This window comes from Caulobacter sp. GW822-FHT07D08 (assembly GCF_058798735.1).
Genome location: NZ_JBXAKU010000003.1, coordinates 232,826 through 251,237, shown reverse-complemented (window position 1 = coordinate 251,237; position 18,412 = coordinate 232,826). Strand labels below are relative to the sequence as shown.

The window sequence follows — 18,412 nt, the reverse complement described above, 5'->3', positions numbered from 1 at the left end:
CATGAGCAAGACTCCGATCATCGTCACGGGCGCGGCCGGCTTCGTGGGCTACCATGTCGCCGAGCGCCTGCTGGCGGGCGGCGAGACGGTGATCGGCGTCGACGTGTTCAACACCTATTACGATCCGGCGCTGAAGGCGGCTCGGGCCGCGCGGCTGGAAGGCCGCGACGGTTTCACGATGGTCCGCATGGACATCGCCGAGCACGAGGCCTTCGCCGAGCTGGTGAAAACCTCGGGCGCCAAGCAGGTGATCCACCTGGCCGCCCAGGCCGGGGTCCGCTACTCGATCGAGAACCCGTTCGCCTACGAGCGCAGCAACCTGGCCGGCCACCTGTCGGTGCTGGAAGCCTGCCGCCATGCGGGTGTCGAGCATCTGGTCTACGCGTCCTCGTCTAGCGTCTATGGCGACCGGCCGCTGAACGGCGACGGCTTCCGCGAGACCGATCCGGCCGAGAGCCCGGTATCGCTGTACGCCGCCACCAAGCGCTCGTGCGAGCTCTTGAGCCAGAGCTACGCCAAGCTCTACGGCTTCCCGCAGTCGGGCCTGCGGTTCTTCACCGTCTATGGCCCCTGGGGCCGGCCGGACATGGCCTATTACGGTTTCACCGAGAAGATGCTGAAGGGCGAGACGATCGAGATCTATGGCGAGGGCAAGATGGCCCGCGACTTCACCTATATCGACGACATCGTCGACGGCATCCTGGGCGTGCTCGACCATCCGCCGGCCCAAGGCGGGCATGAAGTCTACAATATCGGCGACAACGATCCGGTCGGACTGTTGGACATGATCTCGACTCTGGAAGCCGCGCTCGGGATCGAGGCTAAGAAGGTCTTCCTGCCGATGCAGCCGGGCGACGTGCCGGCGACCTTCGCCAATATCGACAAGCTCCAGGCGCTCTGCGGCTACCAACCCAAGGTCAAGCTGGCCGAAGGCCTGGTCAGGTTCGTCCAATGGCGGAGAAGCTACGCCGGCTGAAGCATCGCCCGCCTCGACAGCTGGTGCTCGCGCCAGGAGATGAACAGGGTCGACGCGACCACGATCGCCGCGCCGACGATCACCGCCGGCTTGGGGACCTCGTGGAACAGCAGTAGGCCCGCGCCCACGGCGAAAACCAGCCGGGTATAGTCGATCGGGGCCATGACCGCCGCCTCTCCGGCCTCCATGCCCTTGATGTAGGCGCCTTGGGTCAAGGTGCCGATCACGCCCATGGCGGCCAGCAGACCCAGGTCCGGCAGGGTCGGCCACCGCCAGACGAACAGGGCTGGTGGGATGGCGAACACCAGGCCCAGCACGGCGGCGTAGACCAGCAGTACGAACGGGCTGTGATCGCGGGTCATGACCTTCATGCCGGTGATGGTCAGGGCGAACAGGAAGGCCGAGATCAGGGCGCAGGCCTGGGGCCAGCCGATCCAGGCGGCGGCCCCGCCCGAGCCGGGCCTTAGCATGATCAGCACGCCAGCGAAGCCGACCAGGGCCGCGCCGATCCGCAAGGGTCCGATCGGCTCGCGCAGCACGAAGGCGGCCAGCGGGACAAGCCAGAGCGTCCGCGTGAACGACAGCGCGTTGGCGTCGGCCAGCGGCAGCTTCTGATAGGCGTAGAAGCCCATGATCAGCGCCAGCACCCCGGCGCTGGAGCGGAAGATCAGGATGCCCGGCCGGGTCGTCCGGAACGCCGCGCGCCAGTCGCGGGCCATCAGCGGCAGGAGCACAAGCACCCCCGCCAACTGCCGGTAGAAGGTCTGCAGCGCGGCCGGATAGCCGGGTCCCAGGAACTTGATCAGGGTGGTCATCGCCGTAAAGCCGACCGCGGAGGCCAGCATCCACAGCGCGCCGCGCAGGTTCGGCGTGAGGGTCACCCCGCCGCGCCGGAAGCCACCAGTTGGGCGCGCATCGCCTCGGCCTGTTCGGGCGTGATGCCCATGGCCGCCAGGATCGGCGAGGGCGTGTTCTTGTCCCACGCGCTGCGCGGACCAACAGTGATGCCCCCGTCGACGACGATGTGGGTTCCGGTGACGAACTGGGAATCGTCGCTGGCCAGGTAGAGAGCGGCGGCGGCGATGTCTTCGGGCAGGCCCGACTTGGGGATCGGCTGGATCTTGGGACCGATCGAGGCGATCTGGGCGGCCATCTGGTCAGCGACCTCACGCGGCAGACCCATCGAGGCCCCGAAGATCGAGGTGGCGATCAGGCCCGGGCAGATGGCGTTGACCCGGATCTTCAGCGGGGACAACTCGGCCGCCGCGCATCGGCTCATGTGGATCACCGCCGCCTTGGCCGCCGAATAGGCCAGCGGTCCGAAGCCCGCCTGCAGGCCGGCGATCGAGGCGGTGTTGATGATCGAGCCGCCGCCGCGCTTCAGCATCAGCGGCAGGGCGTGCTTCATGCCGATGGCCGGACCGCGCACCAGCAGGGCGAAGGTCTTGTCCCAGCCCTCCACCGTCAGTTCGGGAACGGCGGCGGGCGTGCCGCCGTGGCCGGCGTTGTTGAACAGGATGTCGAGGCCGCCGAAGCTCTCCTCGGCCAGGGCCATGGTCCTGGCCAGGTCGTCTTCCAAGGTGACGTCGCAACGCGAGAAGCGGACGCGGTCGGGGAAACGCTTCTCCAGCATCTCGCCCTTTTCGGCCTGCAGGTCGGCGGCGATCACGCTCGCCCCCTCGGCCACGAACAACTCGACCGCGCCGAGCCCGATGCCCGAGCAGCCCCCGGTGACGACGGCGACCTTGCCGTCCAGACGTCCGACCATGGAAATTTCCTCCGCGTCCCCGACCTCTTCGCGGGTCAGTGATCAACGATCATATTCGCGGAGCAAACGGTCGTTGGCTAGGGGTCTTGGACCCGGACGGGAGATGAAATCAGGCCGGGCGGCGAACCAGCGGCTGCAGGCGGCGCCCCAGGTGGCTGGCGGCCAGCCAGATCATGCACGGGATCAGCAGAACAGCCCAAGCCAGACCCAGCCCGGCCAGGCCCACGCCGGCGACGGCGCGGTGAGCGAAGCCGGAGCGCTCGTTGGCCTCCAGCGTCATGACGCGAATATCCAGACCCATTATCCCCCAAGCCCCTCTTTCGAGATCACCGTAACGGTGATCTCGGCCCCCACAGGCCATATCATTCTAGCGCGCTCCCTCGTTGCGCGCACGCATTTGCTCCCACCGGGCGTTTTCCGCCGCGCGGGTATCGCTCGCCGCGCGCCTGCCCAGCGCCCGGACCACATCGTGGCAGGCCAGGCCGACCAGCGACCAGGGCTCGACGCAGTAGCGCGAGAACAGGCGCTGCGGGTCGACCATCAGCCGGAACAGCCATTCCATGCCCATCGGGCCCATCCACCGCGGCGCGGCCTTCTGGACGCCGGCTTCGTAGTCGAAGGCGCCGCCCACGGTGAAGGTCGCGGCCGGGCCGTAGGCCTTGTGGTTCTCCAGCGTCCAGATTTCCTGGCGCGGCATGCCCATGCCGACCAGTACGATGTCCGGCGCGTAGTCGCGGATGGCCTCTATCACCGCGTCGTTGGCGGCCGAGCCGGGCTTGACGTCGAAATAGCCGTGATGGCTGGCGATCTGGGCGGTCGGATAGTCCTGATGGATGCGCTCGATGGCCTTCTCGGCCACGCCCGGGGCGCCGCCGACGAAGAAAACCTTCCAGTTCTTCCGCGTGGCCAGGGACCAGAAGTCGTCGCGCCAGTCCAGATAGGTGCAGCGGTGGAAGCGCCGGCTGGCCCGGCCCACCAGCCGCGCCCAGAAGATTAGCGGCACGCTGTCGACCTCGATCAGGTCGGCCTGCTTGTAGAACGCGCCGACCTGGTGGTCCTTGCCAATCAGATAGAGGCTGTGAAGGTTGTGGTTGGCGACGATGACGCTCCGGCGTGCTTCCAGCTTGCCGGTGACGAAATGGAACACCTCTTCCGGGCGCACCAGATCCATGACCCCGCCGAGCACGCGCACGCGCTCCTCGGGGCGGCGCGTCAGGCGATAGGGTCGGCGCGGCGCGGCGGGCGCCGCGTCGTTCATTCCGCTCTGTTCCTGGGGGACGAACATCGCCGCAGAGTCTCCTAGTCTTGAGGAGCACTCTGCGGGAATGTCGTGTTTCCTTTGCTAAAAAGGATACTTAGCGAGATTTAACCACGATGGTGTTCACCATTCTAGGCAACCATTCTATTCAACCGTGATCACCACCTTGCCCATGGCCTTGCGGCTGGAGAGGTGGGCGATGGCCTCGCCCGCCCGGGCTAGCGGGAAGCGCTCGGAAACGTAGGGCTTGATCTTGCCCTCGGCATAGAGGCCCATCAGGTCCTTGAGGTTCTGGGCGTGGCCCTTGGGATCGCGCGCCACCGCCGCACCCCAGAACACCCCGACGATGTCGCAAGACTTCAACAGCGTGAGATTCAACGGGATTTTCGGAATCCCCGACGGGAAGCCGATAACCAGGAAGCGGCCGTTCCAGCCGGCGGCTCGGATCGTCGCCTCCGAATAGTCGCCGCCGACGGCGTCATAGGCGACGTCCCAGCCATTGGGTCCGCAGGCGTCCTTGATCAGGTTGGCCAGCGCCTTCTGGCCGTCCTTGTCGAACGGGCCGCGCGGATAGACGACGCCGCTGTCGGCGCCATGCTTGATGGCCAGATCGACCTTCTCCTGGCTGGAGGCTGCGGCAATAACACGCGCCCCCGCCGCCTTGCCCAGCTCGACGGCGGCCAGGCCCACGCCCCCTGCGGCGCCCAGAACCAGAAGGGTCTCGCCGGCCTTCAGCGCGCCGCGGTCCTTCAGGGCGTAGTAGGAAGTGCCATAGGTCAGGACGAAGGCGGCGGCCTCGTCGAACGGCATGTTGTCAGGAATGGGGGTGCAACGCTGCTCTTCCAGGGCCAGCTTCTCGGCGAAGCCGCCCCAGCCGGTCGAGGCCAGGACACGGTCGCCGACCTTGAAGCGGGTGACGCCCTCGCCGACCGCGGCGATCACGCCCGACACTTCGCCGCCCGGCGCGAACGGCCGTGTCGGCTTGAACTGGTACTTGTCCTCGATGATCAGGACATCGGGATAGTTGACCCCGCAGGCCTTGACGTCGATCAGCACCTGACCGGGGCCGGCGACAGGATCGGGCAGCTCCTCCAGCACCAGGGTCTCGGGACCGCCGACTTCCTTGCTGAGCACCGCCTTCATATCGCCTCTCCCAGGTTTCTTGATTAAGAGGGCCGGACGCTAGCGCGGGACGCCGGGCCAAGGAAGCAGAATGTCAAACAACCGTTTTAGTCTCGCCCTGCACGGTGGCGCCGGAGCCAAGCGCGGCCACGACTACACCGTCGAGATCGCCCACATGCGCGGCCTGGTCGAGACGGCCCGCGACCGGCTGGCCGCTGGGGCCAGCGCCCTGGACGTCGCGGTCGAGACCGTCGTCGCCCTGGAGGCCAGCGGTCTCTATATCGCCGGCAAGGGCGCCTCGCCCAACGCCGATGGCGCGTACGAGCTGGACGCCAGCCTGATGGACGGCCCCACCCTGCGGGCCGGTTCGGTGGCCGCCCTGCAGGGCTTCAAGAGCCCGATCCTGGCCGCCCGAGCGGTGATGGAAGAAACCCCCAACGTGATGCTGGCCGGCCAGGGCGCGATCGACTTCGCCCGCGACCAGGGGCTGGAAACGATCGAGGATCCGGAAGCCTGGTTCACCCGCGCCGGGGCCTTCGAGGACAATCATCCGCCGGACGCCTTGCCGACCGGCACCGTCGGCTGCGTGGTTCGCGACGCCGAGGGCCGGTTGGCGGCCGCGACCTCGACGGCCGGGGTGTTCGGCAAGCGGCCGGGCCGGGTCGGGGATTCGCCGATCATCGGGGCCGGCGCATGGGCCGATGGCCATGCGGCGGTCTCCTGCACCGGCCAGGGCGAGTATTTCATCCGCACGGCCGTCGCCGCGCAGGTCGCCCACAGGGTGCGGTTCGGCGGCGAGAGTCTGCAAAGCGCGGCGCGGGCGGCGATCCAGGGCGTGGCGGACTTGGGCGGCCATGGCGGATTGGTCTGCGTGGATCGGAAAGGCGATATCGCCATGCCGTTCGCGTCGAGCGGCCTGAAGCGGGCGGCGCTGCTGCTGGACGGAACGATCGTCAGCGACGCGTTCTGAAGCCGCAGATAGTTGATGAAATCGTCTTGAACCGCCTCTAGGGGTTGGCCGTTGCCGTCCGACGTCGAACCATAACCTGGGGTCTTCATGCACAGCCGCGCCGGCCTTCGCGCTCTTCCCGAGGATCTGATCGACCTGGAGGCGCTGACCAGCGCCTATTTCGAGATCAAGCCCGACGTCGCCAACCCCGCCCAGAAGGTGGTGTTCGGCACCTCGGGTCATCGCGGCTCCAGCCTGGACGGCGGCTTCAACGAGAACCACATCCTGGCCGTCACCCAGGCCGTGGTCGAACACCGCGCCGCCCAAGGGATCACCGGCCCGATCTTCGTCGGCCGCGACACCCACGGCCTGTCGGAGCCGGCCTTCCGCTCGGTGCTGGAAGTGCTGGCCGGCAACGGCGTCACCGCGCTGATCGATAGCCGCGACGGCTTCACCCCGACCCCGGCGGTCTCGCACGCCATCCTGACGCACAACCGTGAGAACGCGGCGCGGGCCGACGGCCTGCTGCTGACGCCGTCGCACAACCCGCCCCGCGACGGCGGCATCAAGTACAATCCGCCGAGCGGCGGCCCGGCCGACAGCGACGCGACCTCGGCCATCGCCGCCCGCGCCAACGCGCTGCTGGCCCAAGGCCTGGCGGATGTGAAGCGCGTCAGCTTCGACGAGGCCCACAAGGTCGCCGGCCGCTACGACTTCCTGGCCCGCTATGTCGATGACCTGCCCAGCGTCATCGACATTCAGGCTATCCAGGCGAGCGGTGTGCGCATCGGCGCCGATCCGCTGGGCGGGGCGGCCGTGGCGTACTGGGGCGAGATCGCCGAACGCCACAGGCTGAACCTGACGGTGGTCAACGCCGCGGTCGATCCGCGCTGGGCGTTCATGCCGCTCGACACCGACGGCAAGATCCGCATGGACTGCTCCTCGCCCTCGGCCATGGCCAATCTGATCGAGATCATGAAGGGCGGCGCGGCCTACGACGTGGCGACCGGCAACGACGCCGACGCCGACCGCCATGGGATCGTCACGCCCGACGGCGGGTTGATGAATCCCAACCACTACCTGGCCGCGGCGATCTCGTACCTGTTCACCCACCGCCCAGGCTGGGGCGCGGACGTCGCTGTCGGCAAGACCCTGGTCTCGTCCTCGATGATCGATCGTGTGGTGGCCGGGCTCGGCCGCCGCCTGCTGGAAGTGCCGGTCGGCTTCAGATATTTCGTGCCCGGCCTGTTGGACGGCTCGGTCGGCTTCGGCGGCGAGGAGTCGGCCGGCGCGGCCTTCCTGCGCCACGACGGAACCGTCTGGACCACCGACAAGGACGGCCTGCAGCTGGCTTTGCTGGCCGCCGAGATCCAGGCCAAGACGGGAAAGAGCGCCAGCCAGCTCTATGGCGACCTGGCCGACCAGTACGGCGCGCCGGCCTACGCCCGCGTCGACGCGCCGGCGAGCCGCGAGGAGAAGGCGCGCCTTTCCAGGCTCAGCCCCAGCGACGTCTCCGCCAAGACCCTGGCCGGCGAGCCGATCACCGACATCCTCACCAACGCCCCCGGCAACGGCGAGGCGATCGGCGGCCTGAAGGTTGTGACGCAAAACGCCTGGTTCGCCGCACGGCCGTCGGGCACCGAGGACGTCTACAAGATCTACGCGGAGTCGTTCCTGGGTCCGGATCATCTGAAGCAGGTCCAGGCCGAGGCGCGTGAGGTGGTGGCCGGGGCGTTGAAGGGCTGACGCAAAGCTGGCCCTTCGCGCCCACACCGCTTATACCGCCCCGCATGTTTGAAGGCCTCTCCCCCCTCGCCCGCGAAGCCCGCTCCTGGCCGTTCGAGCAGGCGCGCGCCACCATCGCCCGCGTCCTGCGCGTGCGCCTTCCCGACCGCGCCGACCAGGACGCCGCCAAGGCCCTGATCGACGCCGGCAAGACCGACGAGGCGGTGAAAGCCTATCCGGCCCTGGCCAAGGCCGTGATCTTCGAGACCGGCTACGGTCCCTCGGGTCTGCCGCACCTGGGCACCTTCGGCGAGGTGGCGCGCACGACCATGGTGCGCCAGGCCTTCCGCGCGCTGGTCGACGACCACATCCCCACGCGACTGATCGCCTTCAGCGACGATATGGACGGCCTGCGCAAGGTTCCCGACAACATCGAGAACAAGCAGCCGCTGATCGAGGACCTGGGCAAGCCGCTGACGGTCGTCCGCGACCCGTTCGGCACCCATGACAGCTTCGGCGCCCACAACAACGCCCGCCTGCGCGCGTTCCTGGACGGCTTCGGCTTCGAGTATGAGTTCGTCTCGTCGACCGAGTGCTACAAGAGCGGCCTGTTCGACGCGACGCTGCTGATCGCCCTGGAACGCTTCGACGCTATCCAGAAGGTCATGCTGCCGACCCTGGGCGAAGAGCGCCGGGCCACCTATTCGCCGTTCCTCCCAGTCAGCCCGACCACCGGCAAGGTGCTGCAAGTCCCGACCCTGGAGCGCAACGTCGAGAAGGGCACGATCGTCTTCGAGGACGAGGACGGCAGCAAGGTCGAGGTCCCGGTCACCGGCGGCCATGTGAAGATGCAGTGGAAGCCCGACTGGGCCATGCGCTGGACCGCTCTTGGCGTCGACTACGAGATGTCGGGCAAGGACCTGATCGACTCGGTCAAGGCCTCGGGCGCGATCTGCAAGGCGCTGGGCGGCATCCCCCCGGAAGGCTTCAACTACGAGCTCTTCCTGGACGAGAACAACCAGAAGATTTCCAAGTCGAAGGGCAACGGCCTGTCGATGGAGGACTGGCTGCGCTACGGGGCTCCGGAGAGCCTGTCGTACTACATGTTCCAGAGCCCCAAGTCGGCCAAGAAGCTCTATTTCGACGTCATCCCCAAGGCGACCGACGAGTACCTGCAGCAGCTGGACGCCTTCCAGCGCCAGGAGCCGGCCAAGCAGCTGGACAACCCGGTCTGGCACATCCATTCGGGCCGCCCGCCGCAGTACGGCTCGCCGGTGTCGTTCAGCCTGATGCTGAACCTGGTTTCGGCCGCCGACGCCTCGACCAAGGAGATCCTCTGGGGCTTCCTGTCGCGCTACATCCCGGGCGCCTCGCCGGAAACCCAGCCGCTGCTGGACCGTTTGGCCGGCTACGCGATCAATTACTACGAGGACTTCGTCAAACCGACGAAGACCTTCCGCGCCCCGACCGACCAGGAGCGCGCCGCGATGCTGGACCTTTTGGCCAAACTGAAGGCCATGCCAGCCGACGCGCCAGACGCGGAGCTGATCCAGAACGAGGTGTTCGAGGTCGGCAAGACCCACGGCTTCGACCCGCTGCGCGGCTGGTTCCAGGCCCTCTACGAAGTGCTGCTGGGCCAGAGCCAGGGGCCCCGCTTCGGCTCGTTCGCGGCGATCTTCGGCATCGACCGGACGATCGCGCTGATCGAAGAGAAGCTGGGCTAACCCCGCTCCCGCGTCGCGCGGCGTCAACGGCGAAGCTTGCGCGCGCCAGATGAATCCGCGCGCCCTGCGACACCATGTCCTTGAAAATGAACGAAGTCTGAAAACGCGGTTAAGGGTCCGCCCATCTTTCGGAGTCTAGGTTCGGACCATCAGAACCAAGATCAGTCATCAAGGTTTAGGACCATGGCTTCGTTCACCCTCCGCCCCGCCGACCGTCAGGAATTCGATTCCCTTCTGGGCGGGATCATCCAGCAGTTCCCCGACGCCCATGTCGAGGCCGCGCACAACGACACCTGGGCGTCGTACCGCCTGGACGTGTCGTGCGAGGATCCCTCGGCCGGTCCGTTGATCGCCTGGCTGCTCGACAGCCACGCCAGCTGCCCGCGCACGTAAGCGCGATAGCCGAAAGTGGTCGCCGGCTTCGGCGGCCATCGCGCGCCAAGCAAAAATGCGACTATAGGGTCGGCCCTACTGGCTGACCCAGACGATCCGCGCGACCCAGGCGACCTCGTCCCGCGAAAGCAGGCGGGGTGCGCCCAAGTGGTCCAGGGCGACAAGTTCGAGGGTTCGGGCCGTCACCCGCCCCAGCTCCCGCACCAGCACCTCGCCAGCGTTCGTCCGCGCCACCACGCGGTCGCCCTTGCGCGGCTCCTGGTTAGGCGAGACCAGCAGGCGGTCGCCGTCGCGATAGACCGGCGCGAGCTCGGCGCCCGTCACTTCCAGCGCGAACAGGCCCTCGCCCAGATCCGGGGCGGCGACCTCGTCCCAGCCAGCCCCGACCGGCATCCCTGCATCGTCGAAGAACCCGTCCTGCCCGGCCTGGGCCAGGCCGATCAGCGGCGCGCCGCGCGCGCGCCCAAGCATCCCGCCAGGCGTCCGCACCGGCGTGCGCTCGGTCAGGGCCGCGAACTCCGAGAAATTGACCCCCGTCGCTTCCAGCAGCTTGGCCAGGCTCTCGGTGGAGGGCCAGCGCGCGCGGCCGTCGGCTTCGGCCGAGCCGCGCTTGGAGCGGTTGAAGCTGGTGGGGTCCAGGCCCGCCATGCGAGCCATGGCCGAGGGCGTCATGTCGAAACGCTCGGCCAGGGCGTCGATGGCGCGCCAGATTTCGCCGTGAGAGAGGGTCGCCACTGACGCCTCCTTGAGCGCTGTCTTACCGAGGAAAATACGCCTCGCGGGCTAGGAAAGTAAACCTATCGCTGATCCTTAGATTGACGTTTACGTAAGCGTTGACGTCTGCCTGGGATCGGGTTTAGGGTGATCAGCGATAACAAAGCGGCCCGGCCGCGGTAGCCAGGCCCTCTTCATTGGGAGGTTTCCATCCATGGCCGACCTGCGACGCCCCGAGCGGACCTTCACGATCCGCCAGCTCTGCAACGAATTCAAAGCCACGCCGCGCGCCCTGCGCTTCTACGAGGACAAGGGCCTGCTGAATCCGGCCCGCGAGGGCCTGAACCGCGTCTATTCCCACAAGGATCGCGTCCGCCTGCAGCTGATCCTGCGCGGCAAGCGCGTGGGCCTGTCGCTGACCGAGATCCGCGAACTGCTCGACCTCTATGACGAGAACGACGAGGGCGCGGCGCAGATGGCCCGCTCGCTGAAGAAGTTCCGTGAACGCGCCAACGCGCTGGAGCAACAGCGCGAAGACATCGACAACGCCCTGATCGAGCTGCGCGAAGCCTGCAACCGCCTGGAACGTCGCCTCGCCGAGATCCGACCCGACCTGCTGCCCCGCGCGGCCGACTACGAACAGGTGCTGCGCGCCCGCCTCGACGGTCACGCCGAAGCCATGCTGGGCAAGTAAGACCTTCCGCGACGCCGCCTCCGTGCAAGACGCGCGAGAGACGGCGACCGCACATCCGTTTTTCCTCCCGATCACTCTTTTCAGTTCCCTGGCAGGACCGCTCCATGACTTACCAGCCGCCCGTTCGCGACCACGCCTTCATCCTGCGTGACGTGCTCAACATCGATCAGCACGGCGATCTGCCCGGCTTCTCCGACGCGCCTTTCGAGACCGTGGAGCAGATCCTCGAGGCCGCCGCCCAGTTCACCGGCGAAGTCCTGGCCCCGCTGAATACGGTCGGCGACAAGACCGGCTGCAAGCTGGATCCGGCCACCAACGTCGTCACCACCCCGCCGGGCTTCAAGGACGCCTACAAGCAGCTGTGCGAAGGCGGCTGGACCGGCCTGGGCTCGGATCCCGCCTATGGCGGCCAGGGCCTGCCCCACGTCGTCAACCTGGCCTTCAGCGAGATGTCCAGCTCGGCCAACATGGCCTTCTCGATGTATCCGGGCCTGGCCCACGGCGCCTATTCGGCCATCCATACGGGCGGCACCGACGAACAGAAGCAGACCTACCTGCCCAAGATGGTGAGCGGCGAATGGACCGGCACCATGAACCTGACCGAGCCCCACTGCGGCACGGACCTGGGTCTCCTGCGCACCAAGGCGGTCCCGCAGGCGAACGGCAGCTACAAGATCACCGGCCAGAAGATCTGGATCTCGGCCGGCGAGCACGACATGTCGGACAACATCGTCCACCTCGTCCTGGCCCGCATCGAGGGCGCCCCGGCCGGCGTGAAGGGCATCAGCCTGTTCATCGTGCCGAAGTTCTTCCCCAAGGCCGATGGCTCGGTCGGCGAGCGTAACCAGGGCGTCAAGTGCGTCGGCCTGGAAGAGAAGATGGGCATCCACGGCAACGCCACCTGCGTCATGCAGTACGACGACGCCGAGGGCTATCTGATCGGCGAGGAGAACTCGGGCCTCAAGATCATGTTCGTCATGATGAACGAGGCGCGCCTGGGCGTCGGCATGCAGGGCGTGGCCCAGGGCGAGGCCGCCTATCAGGCCGCCGTCGCCTTCGCCAAGGACCGCCTGCAGGGCCGCTCGCTGACTGGTCCGAAGAACGCCGACGGCCCGGCCGATCCGATCATCGTCCACCCGGACGTCCGCCGCATGCTGCTGGAGAGCAAGGCCCTGATCGAGGGCGGTCGCGCCTTCCTGTTCTGGACCGCCCTGCACGGCGACCTCTCGCACGTCCACCCGGACGCGGCGATGCGCGAGAAGTCGGCCGACTACATGGGCCTGATGACGCCGGTGCTGAAAGGCTATCTGACCGACAAGGGCTTCGAGGTCTGCTCCAACGCGGTGCAGGTGCACGGCGGCAGCGGCTTCACCGAGCACTTCCCGGTCAGCCAGTTCATGCGTGATTGCCGCATCGCCCTGATCTACGAAGGCACCAATGGCGTCCAGGCCCTGGACCTGGTGGGCCGCAAGCTGGCCTCCAAGGGCGGCCGCGCGGTCATGACCTTCTTCCAGGAAATCGACCAGTTCATCGGCGAGAACGACGCCGACGAGAGCCTGAAGCCCTTTATCGAAGCCCTGGCGGGCGTGAAGGCGCAGCTGCAGGACGGCACCATGTGGCTGATGCAGAACGGCCTGCAGAACCCCGACAACGCCGGCGCGGCCTCGACCGACTACATGCACCTCTTCGGCCTGACCGGCCTAGCGTACATGTGGGCGTTGATGGCCAAGGCGGCCAACGCCAAGATCGCGGCCGGCTCGTCCGACCCGTTCTTCACGACCAAGCTGGTCACGGGCCGCTATTTCATCGAACGCATCTTGCCTGACGCCGGGGCACACCTGGCCAAGCTGAAGACCGGTTCGGCGACCCTGATGGCGCTGCCCGCGGAGGCCTTCTGATCATGAGCGTGCTCAACGTCGAAAAGCCCGCCTTCATGGCCGAAGAGGACATCGCGATCTTCGAGGACGCGGTGGGCAAGTTCTTCGATGAGCACGCCCCTGAGGCGACCGTTGCGGGGTGGCGCAAGAACCATTGCGTCGATCGCGACATGTGGACCAAGGCAGGGGAGGCCGGCTTGCTCGGCCTCTCCACGCCCGATCAGTACGGCGGAGCCGGCGGCGACTATCGCCACGAGGTCGTGCTGATGGACATGCTGGGCCGCAAGGGCGTCGACGGCTTCGGCATCAGCCTGCACAACGCCATCGTCATGCCGTACATCTTTCACTACGGCACGGAAGAGCAGAAGCAGCGCTGGCTACCCCGCCTGGCCACCGGCGAGTTGGTCGGCGCCATCGCCATGACCGAGCCCGGCGCCGGTTCGGACCTGCAAGGCATCAAGACTTCCGCCAAGCAGGTCGGCAACCAGTACGTCATCAACGGCTCCAAGACCTTCATCACCAATGGCCAGACGGCCAATCTGATCATCGTCGTCGCCAAGACCGACCCGGCCGGCGGCGCGCGCGGCACCAGCCTGCTGATCGTCGAGACCGACGGAACCGAAGGCTTCGAGCGCGGCCGCAACCTCGACAAGCTGGGTCACGAGGCCCAGGACACTTCCGAGCTGTTCTTCAACGACGTGAAGGTCCCGACCGAGAATCTGCTGGGAACCGACGAGGGCCAGGGCTTCTTCCAGTTGATGGGCCAGCTGCCGCAGGAACGCCTGAACATCGCCGTGCAGGGCATGGCGACGATCGAGCGCGCGCTGGAGCTGACCATCGCCTACGTCAAGGACCGCAAGGCGTTCGGCAAGGCGATCATCGACTTCCAGAACACCCAGTTCGTCCTGGCCGAGTGCAAGACCGAGGCGACCGTGGCCCGTGTCTTCACCAACCATTGCATCGAGCAGCACCTGGCCGGCAAGCTGGACGCGGCCACCGCCTCGATGGCCAAGTACTGGGTCTCGGACCTGGAAAACAAGATCGTCGACCGCTGCCTGCAGCTGTTCGGCGGCTACGGCTTCATGAACGAGTATCCGATCGCGCGCATGTACAAGGACAGCCGCATCCAGCGCATCTACGGCGGCACCAACGAGATCATGAAACTCCTGATCGCGAGGACGCTGTGATCGTACTGCCTCTCATCGCGCTGCTGGCCGGCCCCGCCGCGCCGGCTCCCGCTCAAGCCGACGCCCGCTCGGCCGTGGTCTGCGTGCGCGCCGCCCCCGGTCCGCGCCCCCTGACCTTCTCCGGCGAGCTGGTCGGCAAGCGACCGCAACCTGGCGCCTTCAAGCTGCCGCTGACGCCGCCCGGCAAGGACGTCTGCAACACGCTGCTGCGCTCGAAGATCGCCGAGTGGAAGCTGGAGGTCACGACCTCTGGCTTCACCGCCTGCTCGCTGCCGCCGCCCGAGTTCGGCTCGCGCCTCTACTATCGGGCCAAGGCCGGCGCCAGCGGCCTGAAGTGCGAGCCCATCGGCAAGTACCCGATCGGCACCTGGAAACAATAGGGCCGGTCTCCAATACCCCTTCAAAGGTGGGAGCATTTTCCTTCGGAAAACACCCCGGCCGCCGCTTTCAACGACACGAACACCACTTCGCAGGAAGGAGCCATTCCATGGCTGACGCTTACATTTTCGACGCCGTGCGCACCCCGCGCGGCAAGGGCAAGAAGGACGGGTCTCTGCACGAGATCACGTCCCTGTCCCTGGCTTCCCAGGTGCTGGAAGCCCTGCGTGACCGCAACAACCTGGACACCAGCAAGGTCGACGACGTCATCCTGGGCTGCGTCGCCCCCGTCGGCGAGCAGGGCAGCGACATCGCCCGCACCGCCGTCCTGACCGCCGACTACGCCGAAAGCGTCGCCGGCGTGCAGATCAACCGCTTCTGCGCCTCGGGCCTGGAAGCCGTGAACATGGCCGCGGCCAAGGTCGCCTCGGGTGAAGCCCAGATGGCCATCGGCGGCGGCGTCGAGAGCATGAGCCGCGTGCCCATGGGCAGCGACGGCGGCGCCTGGCCGACCGACCCGTCCTCGGCCTTCAAGACCTATTTCGCGCCGCAGGGCGTCTCGGCCGACCTGATCGCCTCGCTCTATGGCTTCAGCCGCGACGACGTCGACGCCTACGCCGTCGAGAGCCAGCGCCGCGCCGCCGCCTCGTGGGCCGACGGTCGCTTCAAGAAGTCGGTGATCGGGGTCAAGGACCAGTTGGGCCTGACCATCCTGGACCATGACGAGACCGTGCGCGGCTCGACCACCATGCAGACCCTGGCCTCGTTGAACCCCTCGTTCACGGGCATGGGCGAGATGGCCTTCGACGCCGTGGTCACCCAGCGCTATCCGCAGGTCGAGAAGATCAACCACGTCCACCACGCCGGCAACAGCTCGGGCATCGTCGACGGCGCCGCCGGCGTGCTGATCGGCACCAAGGAAATGGGCGAGGCCCTGGGCCTGAAGGCGCGCGGCCGCATCAAGGGCGGCGCCTCGATCGGTTCGGAGCCCTCGATCATGCTGACGGGCCCGTCGCTGGTCACCGAGAAGCTGCTCAAGCGCCTGGGCATGAGCGTCAAGGACATCGACCTGTACGAGCTGAACGAAGCCTTCGCCGCCGTCGTCCTGCGCATGATGCAGGCGCTGGACATCCCCCACGACAAGATGAACGTCAACGGCGGCGCCATCGCCATGGGTCACCCCCTGGGCGCCACCGGCGCGATGCTGATCAGCACCATGCTCGACGAGCTGGAGCGCTCCGACAAGGAGACCGCTCTGATCACCCTGTGCGTCGGCGCCGGCATGGGCACCGCCACGGTCATCGAACGCGTCTAAGACCTCAAGGAACGAGCATTATGGAAAACTTCAAGATCGAGGTCGATTCCGACGGCGTGGCCCTGGTCACCTTCGACGTGCCCGGCCGCTCGATGAACACCCTGACCGCTTCGGTCATCAAGGAAATCGGCGAGGTGGTCGAGACCATCAAGTCGGACGCGGCCATCAAGGGCGCCGTCATCACCTCGGGCAAGACGACCGGCTTCTGCGCCGGCGCCGACCTCGGTGAGCTCGGTGGTTCGGGCGGCCTGGGCGGCGGCAAGCCGGGCGAAGAGGGCCTGAAAGCCGCCTTCGAGGCCGGCTTCGCGCTGAACAAGGCGTTCCGCGCCCTGGAGACCTGCGGCAAGCCGGTGGCCGCGGCCATCAACGGCCTGGCCATGGGCGGCGGCCTGGAGATCACCCTGGCCTGCCACTATCGCGTGGTCGCCGACAATCCGAAGATCCAGCTGGCCCTGCCGGAAGCCAAGGTCGGCCTGCTACCGGGCGCCGGCGGCACCCAGCGTCTGCCGCGCCTGATGGGCGTGATGGCCGCCGCGCCGTACCTGCTGGAAGGCAAGTCGATGAAGCCGGCCGAGGCCCTGGCCAACAAGGTCGTGCACGAGGTCGTCCCGGCCGATCAGGTGGTGGAAGCCGCCAAGACCTGGGTCAAGACCAAGGGCGATCCCGTCGCCCCGTGGGACAAGAAGGACTTCAAGCTTCCGGGCGGCGGTCCCTACACCCCGACCGGCAGCCAGGTCTTCGTCATGGGCAACGCCATGCTGCGCAAGCAGACCTATGGCAACTATCCGGCCCAGCTGAACATCATGAAGGCGGTCTATGAGGGCACGCAGGTGCCGTTCGACGCCGCCCTGCGGATCGAGACCCGCTACTTCCTCAAGACCATGATGACGCCCCAGGCCAAGGGCATGATCCGCACCCTGTTCCTCTCCCTGCAGGAGCTGGGCAAGGGTTCGGGCCGTCCGGCCAATGTCCCGCACTATGACGTCAAGAAGGTCGCCGTCCTGGGCGCCGGCATGATGGGCGCGGGCATCGCCTATGTCCAAGCCATGGCCGGCATCGAGAGCGTGCTGATCGACCAGACGCAGGAAGCCGCCGACAAGGGCAAGTCCTACGCCGAGGGCCTGGTCAAGAAGGCCGTCTCGCGCGGCAAGATGACCCAGGAAAAGGGCGACGCCATCCTCGCCCTGATCACCCCGACCACCGACTACAGCCTGGTCAAGGGCTCGGACCTGGTCGTGGAAGCCGTGTTCGAGAACCGCGACGTGAAGGCTGAAGTGACCAAGAAGGCCGAGGCCGAACTGGCCGACACGGCCATCTTCGGCTCCAACACCTCGACCCTGCCGATCACCGGTCTGGCCAAGGCCTCGGTGCGTCCGGCCTCGTTCATCGGCATCCACTTCTTCTCGCCGGTCGACAAGATGGGCCTGGTCGAGATCATCATGGGCCAGGAGACCAGCCAGGAAGCCCTGGCCAAGTCGATCGACTACGTCCTGAAGATCAAGAAGACCCCGATCGTCGTCAACGACAGCCGCGGCTTCTACACCAGCCGCTGCTTCGGCACCTTCGTGCAGGAAGGCCTGGAGATGATGGCCGAGGGCATCGCCCCCGCCATCATCGACAATGTCGGCCGCGCCACCGGCATGCCGCGCGGTCCGCTGGAGATGAACGACGACGTCGCCCTCGACCTCTCCTACAAGATCGGCGAGCAGACCAAGAAGGACCTCGGCGATAAGTACGAGGAGCGTCCGTTCGCCCCGGTGCTGGAGAAGATGGTTGTCGAGCTGGGCCGCCTGGGCCGCAAGAACGGCAAGGGCTTCTACGACTATCCGGAGAACGGCCAGAAGACGATCTGGAAGGGTCTCGCCGACCTCGCGCCGGTGACCACCAAGGACGCCGACGCGACGCTGATCCAGGAGATCCGCACGCGTCTGCTCTATCGCCAGGCCGTGGAAGCCGCCCGCTGCTTCGAGGAAGGCGTCATCGTCGACCCGCGCGAGGCCGATGTCGGCGCCATCCTGGGCTGGGGCTTCGCGCCCTGGACCGGCGGCCCGATCAGCCTGATCGACGGCGTCGGCGCCAAGGCCTTCGTCGAGACCTGCGACCGCCTGGCCCAGCAGTACGGCAAGCGCTTCGCGCCGCCGGCCCTGCTGCGCGAAATGGCCGAAAAGGGCGAGACCTTCTACGGCCGCTTCGGCGTCAAGGCGAAGGCGGCGGCGTAAAGCTTCCAGCCTCATCGCTGAAACAAGGAAAGGCCCGGTGGAAACACCGGGCCTTTTTCTTGTCCCGTACGGCCACGCTCGCGCCGTATCGCGCGCATACCCATATCCAGCGC

17 protein-coding genes are annotated in these 18,412 nt (G+C 67.1%); 11 read left to right on the top strand and 6 right to left on the bottom strand.

Annotated features, from left to right (window positions below; genetic code table 11):
- Position 1 precedes the first annotated feature (1 nt).
- The gene (locus AC1RJ9_RS07815; RefSeq protein WP_492837748.1) at positions 2–976 is read left to right on the top strand and encodes an NAD-dependent epimerase/dehydratase family protein; all 975 of its coding nucleotides are present in this window, start codon (positions 2–4) and stop codon (positions 974–976) included.
- Here AC1RJ9_RS07815 and AC1RJ9_RS07810 read toward each other — a convergent pair.
- The 5 genes from AC1RJ9_RS07810 to AC1RJ9_RS07790 all read right to left on the bottom strand — a co-directional run bounded on the left by AC1RJ9_RS07810 (position 964) and on the right by AC1RJ9_RS07790 (position 5,145).
- Positions 964–1,857, bottom strand: a complete 894-nt coding sequence (locus tag AC1RJ9_RS07810; protein ID WP_492837749.1) for a DMT family transporter — start codon at positions 1,855–1,857, stop codon at positions 964–966. The two genes, AC1RJ9_RS07815 and AC1RJ9_RS07810, sit on opposite strands and share 13 nt — an antisense overlap.
- Positions 1,854–2,744: an SDR family NAD(P)-dependent oxidoreductase gene (locus AC1RJ9_RS07805; protein ID WP_492837750.1), complete on the bottom strand. Its 891-nt coding sequence runs from the start codon at positions 2,742–2,744 to the stop codon at positions 1,854–1,856. The genes AC1RJ9_RS07810 and AC1RJ9_RS07805 overlap by 4 nt, the downstream gene beginning before the upstream one ends.
- A 109-nt stretch (positions 2,745–2,853) precedes the next feature.
- Positions 2,854–3,045, bottom strand: coding sequence for a hypothetical protein (locus tag AC1RJ9_RS07800; RefSeq protein WP_492837752.1), 192 nt, complete (start codon positions 3,043–3,045; stop codon positions 2,854–2,856).
- A gap of 66 nt (positions 3,046–3,111) precedes the next feature.
- On the bottom strand, positions 3,112–4,029 hold the full coding sequence (locus tag AC1RJ9_RS07795; RefSeq protein ID WP_492837754.1) for a WecB/TagA/CpsF family glycosyltransferase: 918 nt from the start codon (positions 4,027–4,029) through the stop codon (positions 3,112–3,114).
- A 117-nt stretch (positions 4,030–4,146) separates the two neighbouring features.
- On the bottom strand, positions 4,147–5,145 hold the full coding sequence (locus tag AC1RJ9_RS07790; RefSeq protein ID WP_492837755.1) for an NADPH:quinone oxidoreductase family protein: 999 nt from the start codon (positions 5,143–5,145) through the stop codon (positions 4,147–4,149).
- A 70-nt stretch (positions 5,146–5,215) separates the two neighbouring features.
- On the opposite strand from AC1RJ9_RS07790, the gene AC1RJ9_RS07785 reads away from it, so the two are divergent.
- The 4 genes from AC1RJ9_RS07785 (at position 5,216) to AC1RJ9_RS07770 (ending at position 9,915) form a co-directional block, all read left to right on the top strand.
- The gene (locus AC1RJ9_RS07785) at positions 5,216–6,094 is read left to right on the top strand and encodes an isoaspartyl peptidase/L-asparaginase family protein (RefSeq protein WP_492837756.1); all 879 of its coding nucleotides are present in this window, start codon (positions 5,216–5,218) and stop codon (positions 6,092–6,094) included.
- Positions 6,095–6,181: 87 nt separating this feature from the next.
- The gene (gene pgm / locus AC1RJ9_RS07780; protein WP_492837757.1) at positions 6,182–7,819 is read left to right on the top strand and encodes a phosphoglucomutase (alpha-D-glucose-1,6-bisphosphate-dependent); all 1,638 of its coding nucleotides are present in this window, start codon (positions 6,182–6,184) and stop codon (positions 7,817–7,819) included.
- 44 nt (positions 7,820–7,863) lie between these two features.
- Positions 7,864–9,522 (top strand): lysine--tRNA ligase, encoded by a 1,659-nt coding sequence (locus tag AC1RJ9_RS07775; RefSeq protein WP_492837758.1) that lies wholly within the window; start codon positions 7,864–7,866, stop codon positions 9,520–9,522.
- A gap of 183 nt (positions 9,523–9,705) precedes the next feature.
- Positions 9,706–9,915 (top strand): hypothetical protein, encoded by a 210-nt coding sequence (locus AC1RJ9_RS07770; RefSeq protein WP_492837759.1) that lies wholly within the window; start codon positions 9,706–9,708, stop codon positions 9,913–9,915.
- A gap of 75 nt (positions 9,916–9,990) precedes the next feature.
- On the opposite strand, the gene AC1RJ9_RS07765 is transcribed toward AC1RJ9_RS07770, so the two are convergent.
- Positions 9,991–10,650, bottom strand: a complete 660-nt coding sequence (locus tag AC1RJ9_RS07765; RefSeq protein ID WP_492837760.1) for a S24 family peptidase — start codon at positions 10,648–10,650, stop codon at positions 9,991–9,993.
- Positions 10,651–10,843: 193 nt separating this feature from the next.
- Here AC1RJ9_RS07765 and AC1RJ9_RS07760 point away from each other — a divergent pair, with 193 nt between their 5' ends.
- From AC1RJ9_RS07760 to AC1RJ9_RS07735, 6 genes are all read left to right on the top strand, one after another.
- Positions 10,844–11,323: a MerR family transcriptional regulator gene (locus tag AC1RJ9_RS07760; RefSeq protein WP_125157280.1), complete on the top strand. Its 480-nt coding sequence runs from the start codon at positions 10,844–10,846 to the stop codon at positions 11,321–11,323.
- A 104-nt stretch (positions 11,324–11,427) separates the two neighbouring features.
- A complete protein-coding gene (locus AC1RJ9_RS07755) occupies positions 11,428–13,221 on the top strand; it encodes an acyl-CoA dehydrogenase C-terminal domain-containing protein (protein WP_492837761.1) in 1,794 nt (597 codons plus the stop codon).
- Between the two features lie 2 nt (positions 13,222–13,223).
- Complete coding sequence (locus tag AC1RJ9_RS07750) at positions 13,224–14,387, top strand: acyl-CoA dehydrogenase family protein (protein WP_492837762.1); 1,164 nt, start codon at positions 13,224–13,226, stop codon at positions 14,385–14,387.
- Complete coding sequence (locus tag AC1RJ9_RS07745) at positions 14,384–14,767, top strand: hypothetical protein (protein ID WP_492837764.1); 384 nt, start codon at positions 14,384–14,386, stop codon at positions 14,765–14,767. The genes AC1RJ9_RS07750 and AC1RJ9_RS07745 overlap by 4 nt, the downstream gene beginning before the upstream one ends.
- Positions 14,768–14,874: 107 nt before the next feature.
- Entirely contained in the window at positions 14,875–16,080 is a 1,206-nt protein-coding gene (locus AC1RJ9_RS07740) for an acetyl-CoA C-acetyltransferase (protein ID WP_492837765.1), read from the top strand.
- Between the two features lie 20 nt (positions 16,081–16,100).
- Entirely contained in the window at positions 16,101–18,299 is a 2,199-nt protein-coding gene (locus tag AC1RJ9_RS07735; protein ID WP_492837766.1) for a 3-hydroxyacyl-CoA dehydrogenase NAD-binding domain-containing protein, read from the top strand.
- The last annotated feature ends 113 nt before the right edge of the window (positions 18,300–18,412 follow it).

What these genes read in the sequence shown, in the direction of transcription:
- AC1RJ9_RS07815 (WP_492837748.1), top strand. Translation starts at nt 2, where the DNA reads ATGAGCAAGACTCCGATCATCGTCACGGGCGCGGCCGGCTTCGTGGGC.
- AC1RJ9_RS07805 (WP_492837750.1), bottom strand. Translation starts at nt 2,744, where the DNA reads ATGGTCGGACGTCTGGACGGCAAGGTCGCCGTCGTCACCGGGGGCTGC.
- AC1RJ9_RS07800 (WP_492837752.1), bottom strand. Translation starts at nt 3,045, where the DNA reads ATGGGTCTGGATATTCGCGTCATGACGCTGGAGGCCAACGAGCGCTCC.
- AC1RJ9_RS07795 (WP_492837754.1), bottom strand. Translation starts at nt 4,029, where the DNA reads ATGTTCGTCCCCCAGGAACAGAGCGGAATGAACGACGCGGCGCCCGCC.
- AC1RJ9_RS07790 (WP_492837755.1), bottom strand. Translation starts at nt 5,145, where the DNA reads ATGAAGGCGGTGCTCAGCAAGGAAGTCGGCGGTCCCGAGACCCTGGTG.
- AC1RJ9_RS07785 (WP_492837756.1), top strand. Translation starts at nt 5,216, where the DNA reads ATGTCAAACAACCGTTTTAGTCTCGCCCTGCACGGTGGCGCCGGAGCC.
- pgm (WP_492837757.1), top strand. Translation starts at nt 6,182, where the DNA reads ATGCACAGCCGCGCCGGCCTTCGCGCTCTTCCCGAGGATCTGATCGAC.
- AC1RJ9_RS07775 (WP_492837758.1), top strand. Translation starts at nt 7,864, where the DNA reads ATGTTTGAAGGCCTCTCCCCCCTCGCCCGCGAAGCCCGCTCCTGGCCG.
- AC1RJ9_RS07770 (WP_492837759.1), top strand. Translation starts at nt 9,706, where the DNA reads ATGGCTTCGTTCACCCTCCGCCCCGCCGACCGTCAGGAATTCGATTCC.
- AC1RJ9_RS07760 (WP_125157280.1), top strand. Translation starts at nt 10,844, where the DNA reads ATGGCCGACCTGCGACGCCCCGAGCGGACCTTCACGATCCGCCAGCTC.
- AC1RJ9_RS07755 (WP_492837761.1), top strand. Translation starts at nt 11,428, where the DNA reads ATGACTTACCAGCCGCCCGTTCGCGACCACGCCTTCATCCTGCGTGAC.
- AC1RJ9_RS07750 (WP_492837762.1), top strand. Translation starts at nt 13,224, where the DNA reads ATGAGCGTGCTCAACGTCGAAAAGCCCGCCTTCATGGCCGAAGAGGAC.
- AC1RJ9_RS07740 (WP_492837765.1), top strand. Translation starts at nt 14,875, where the DNA reads ATGGCTGACGCTTACATTTTCGACGCCGTGCGCACCCCGCGCGGCAAG.
- AC1RJ9_RS07735 (WP_492837766.1), top strand. Translation starts at nt 16,101, where the DNA reads ATGGAAAACTTCAAGATCGAGGTCGATTCCGACGGCGTGGCCCTGGTC.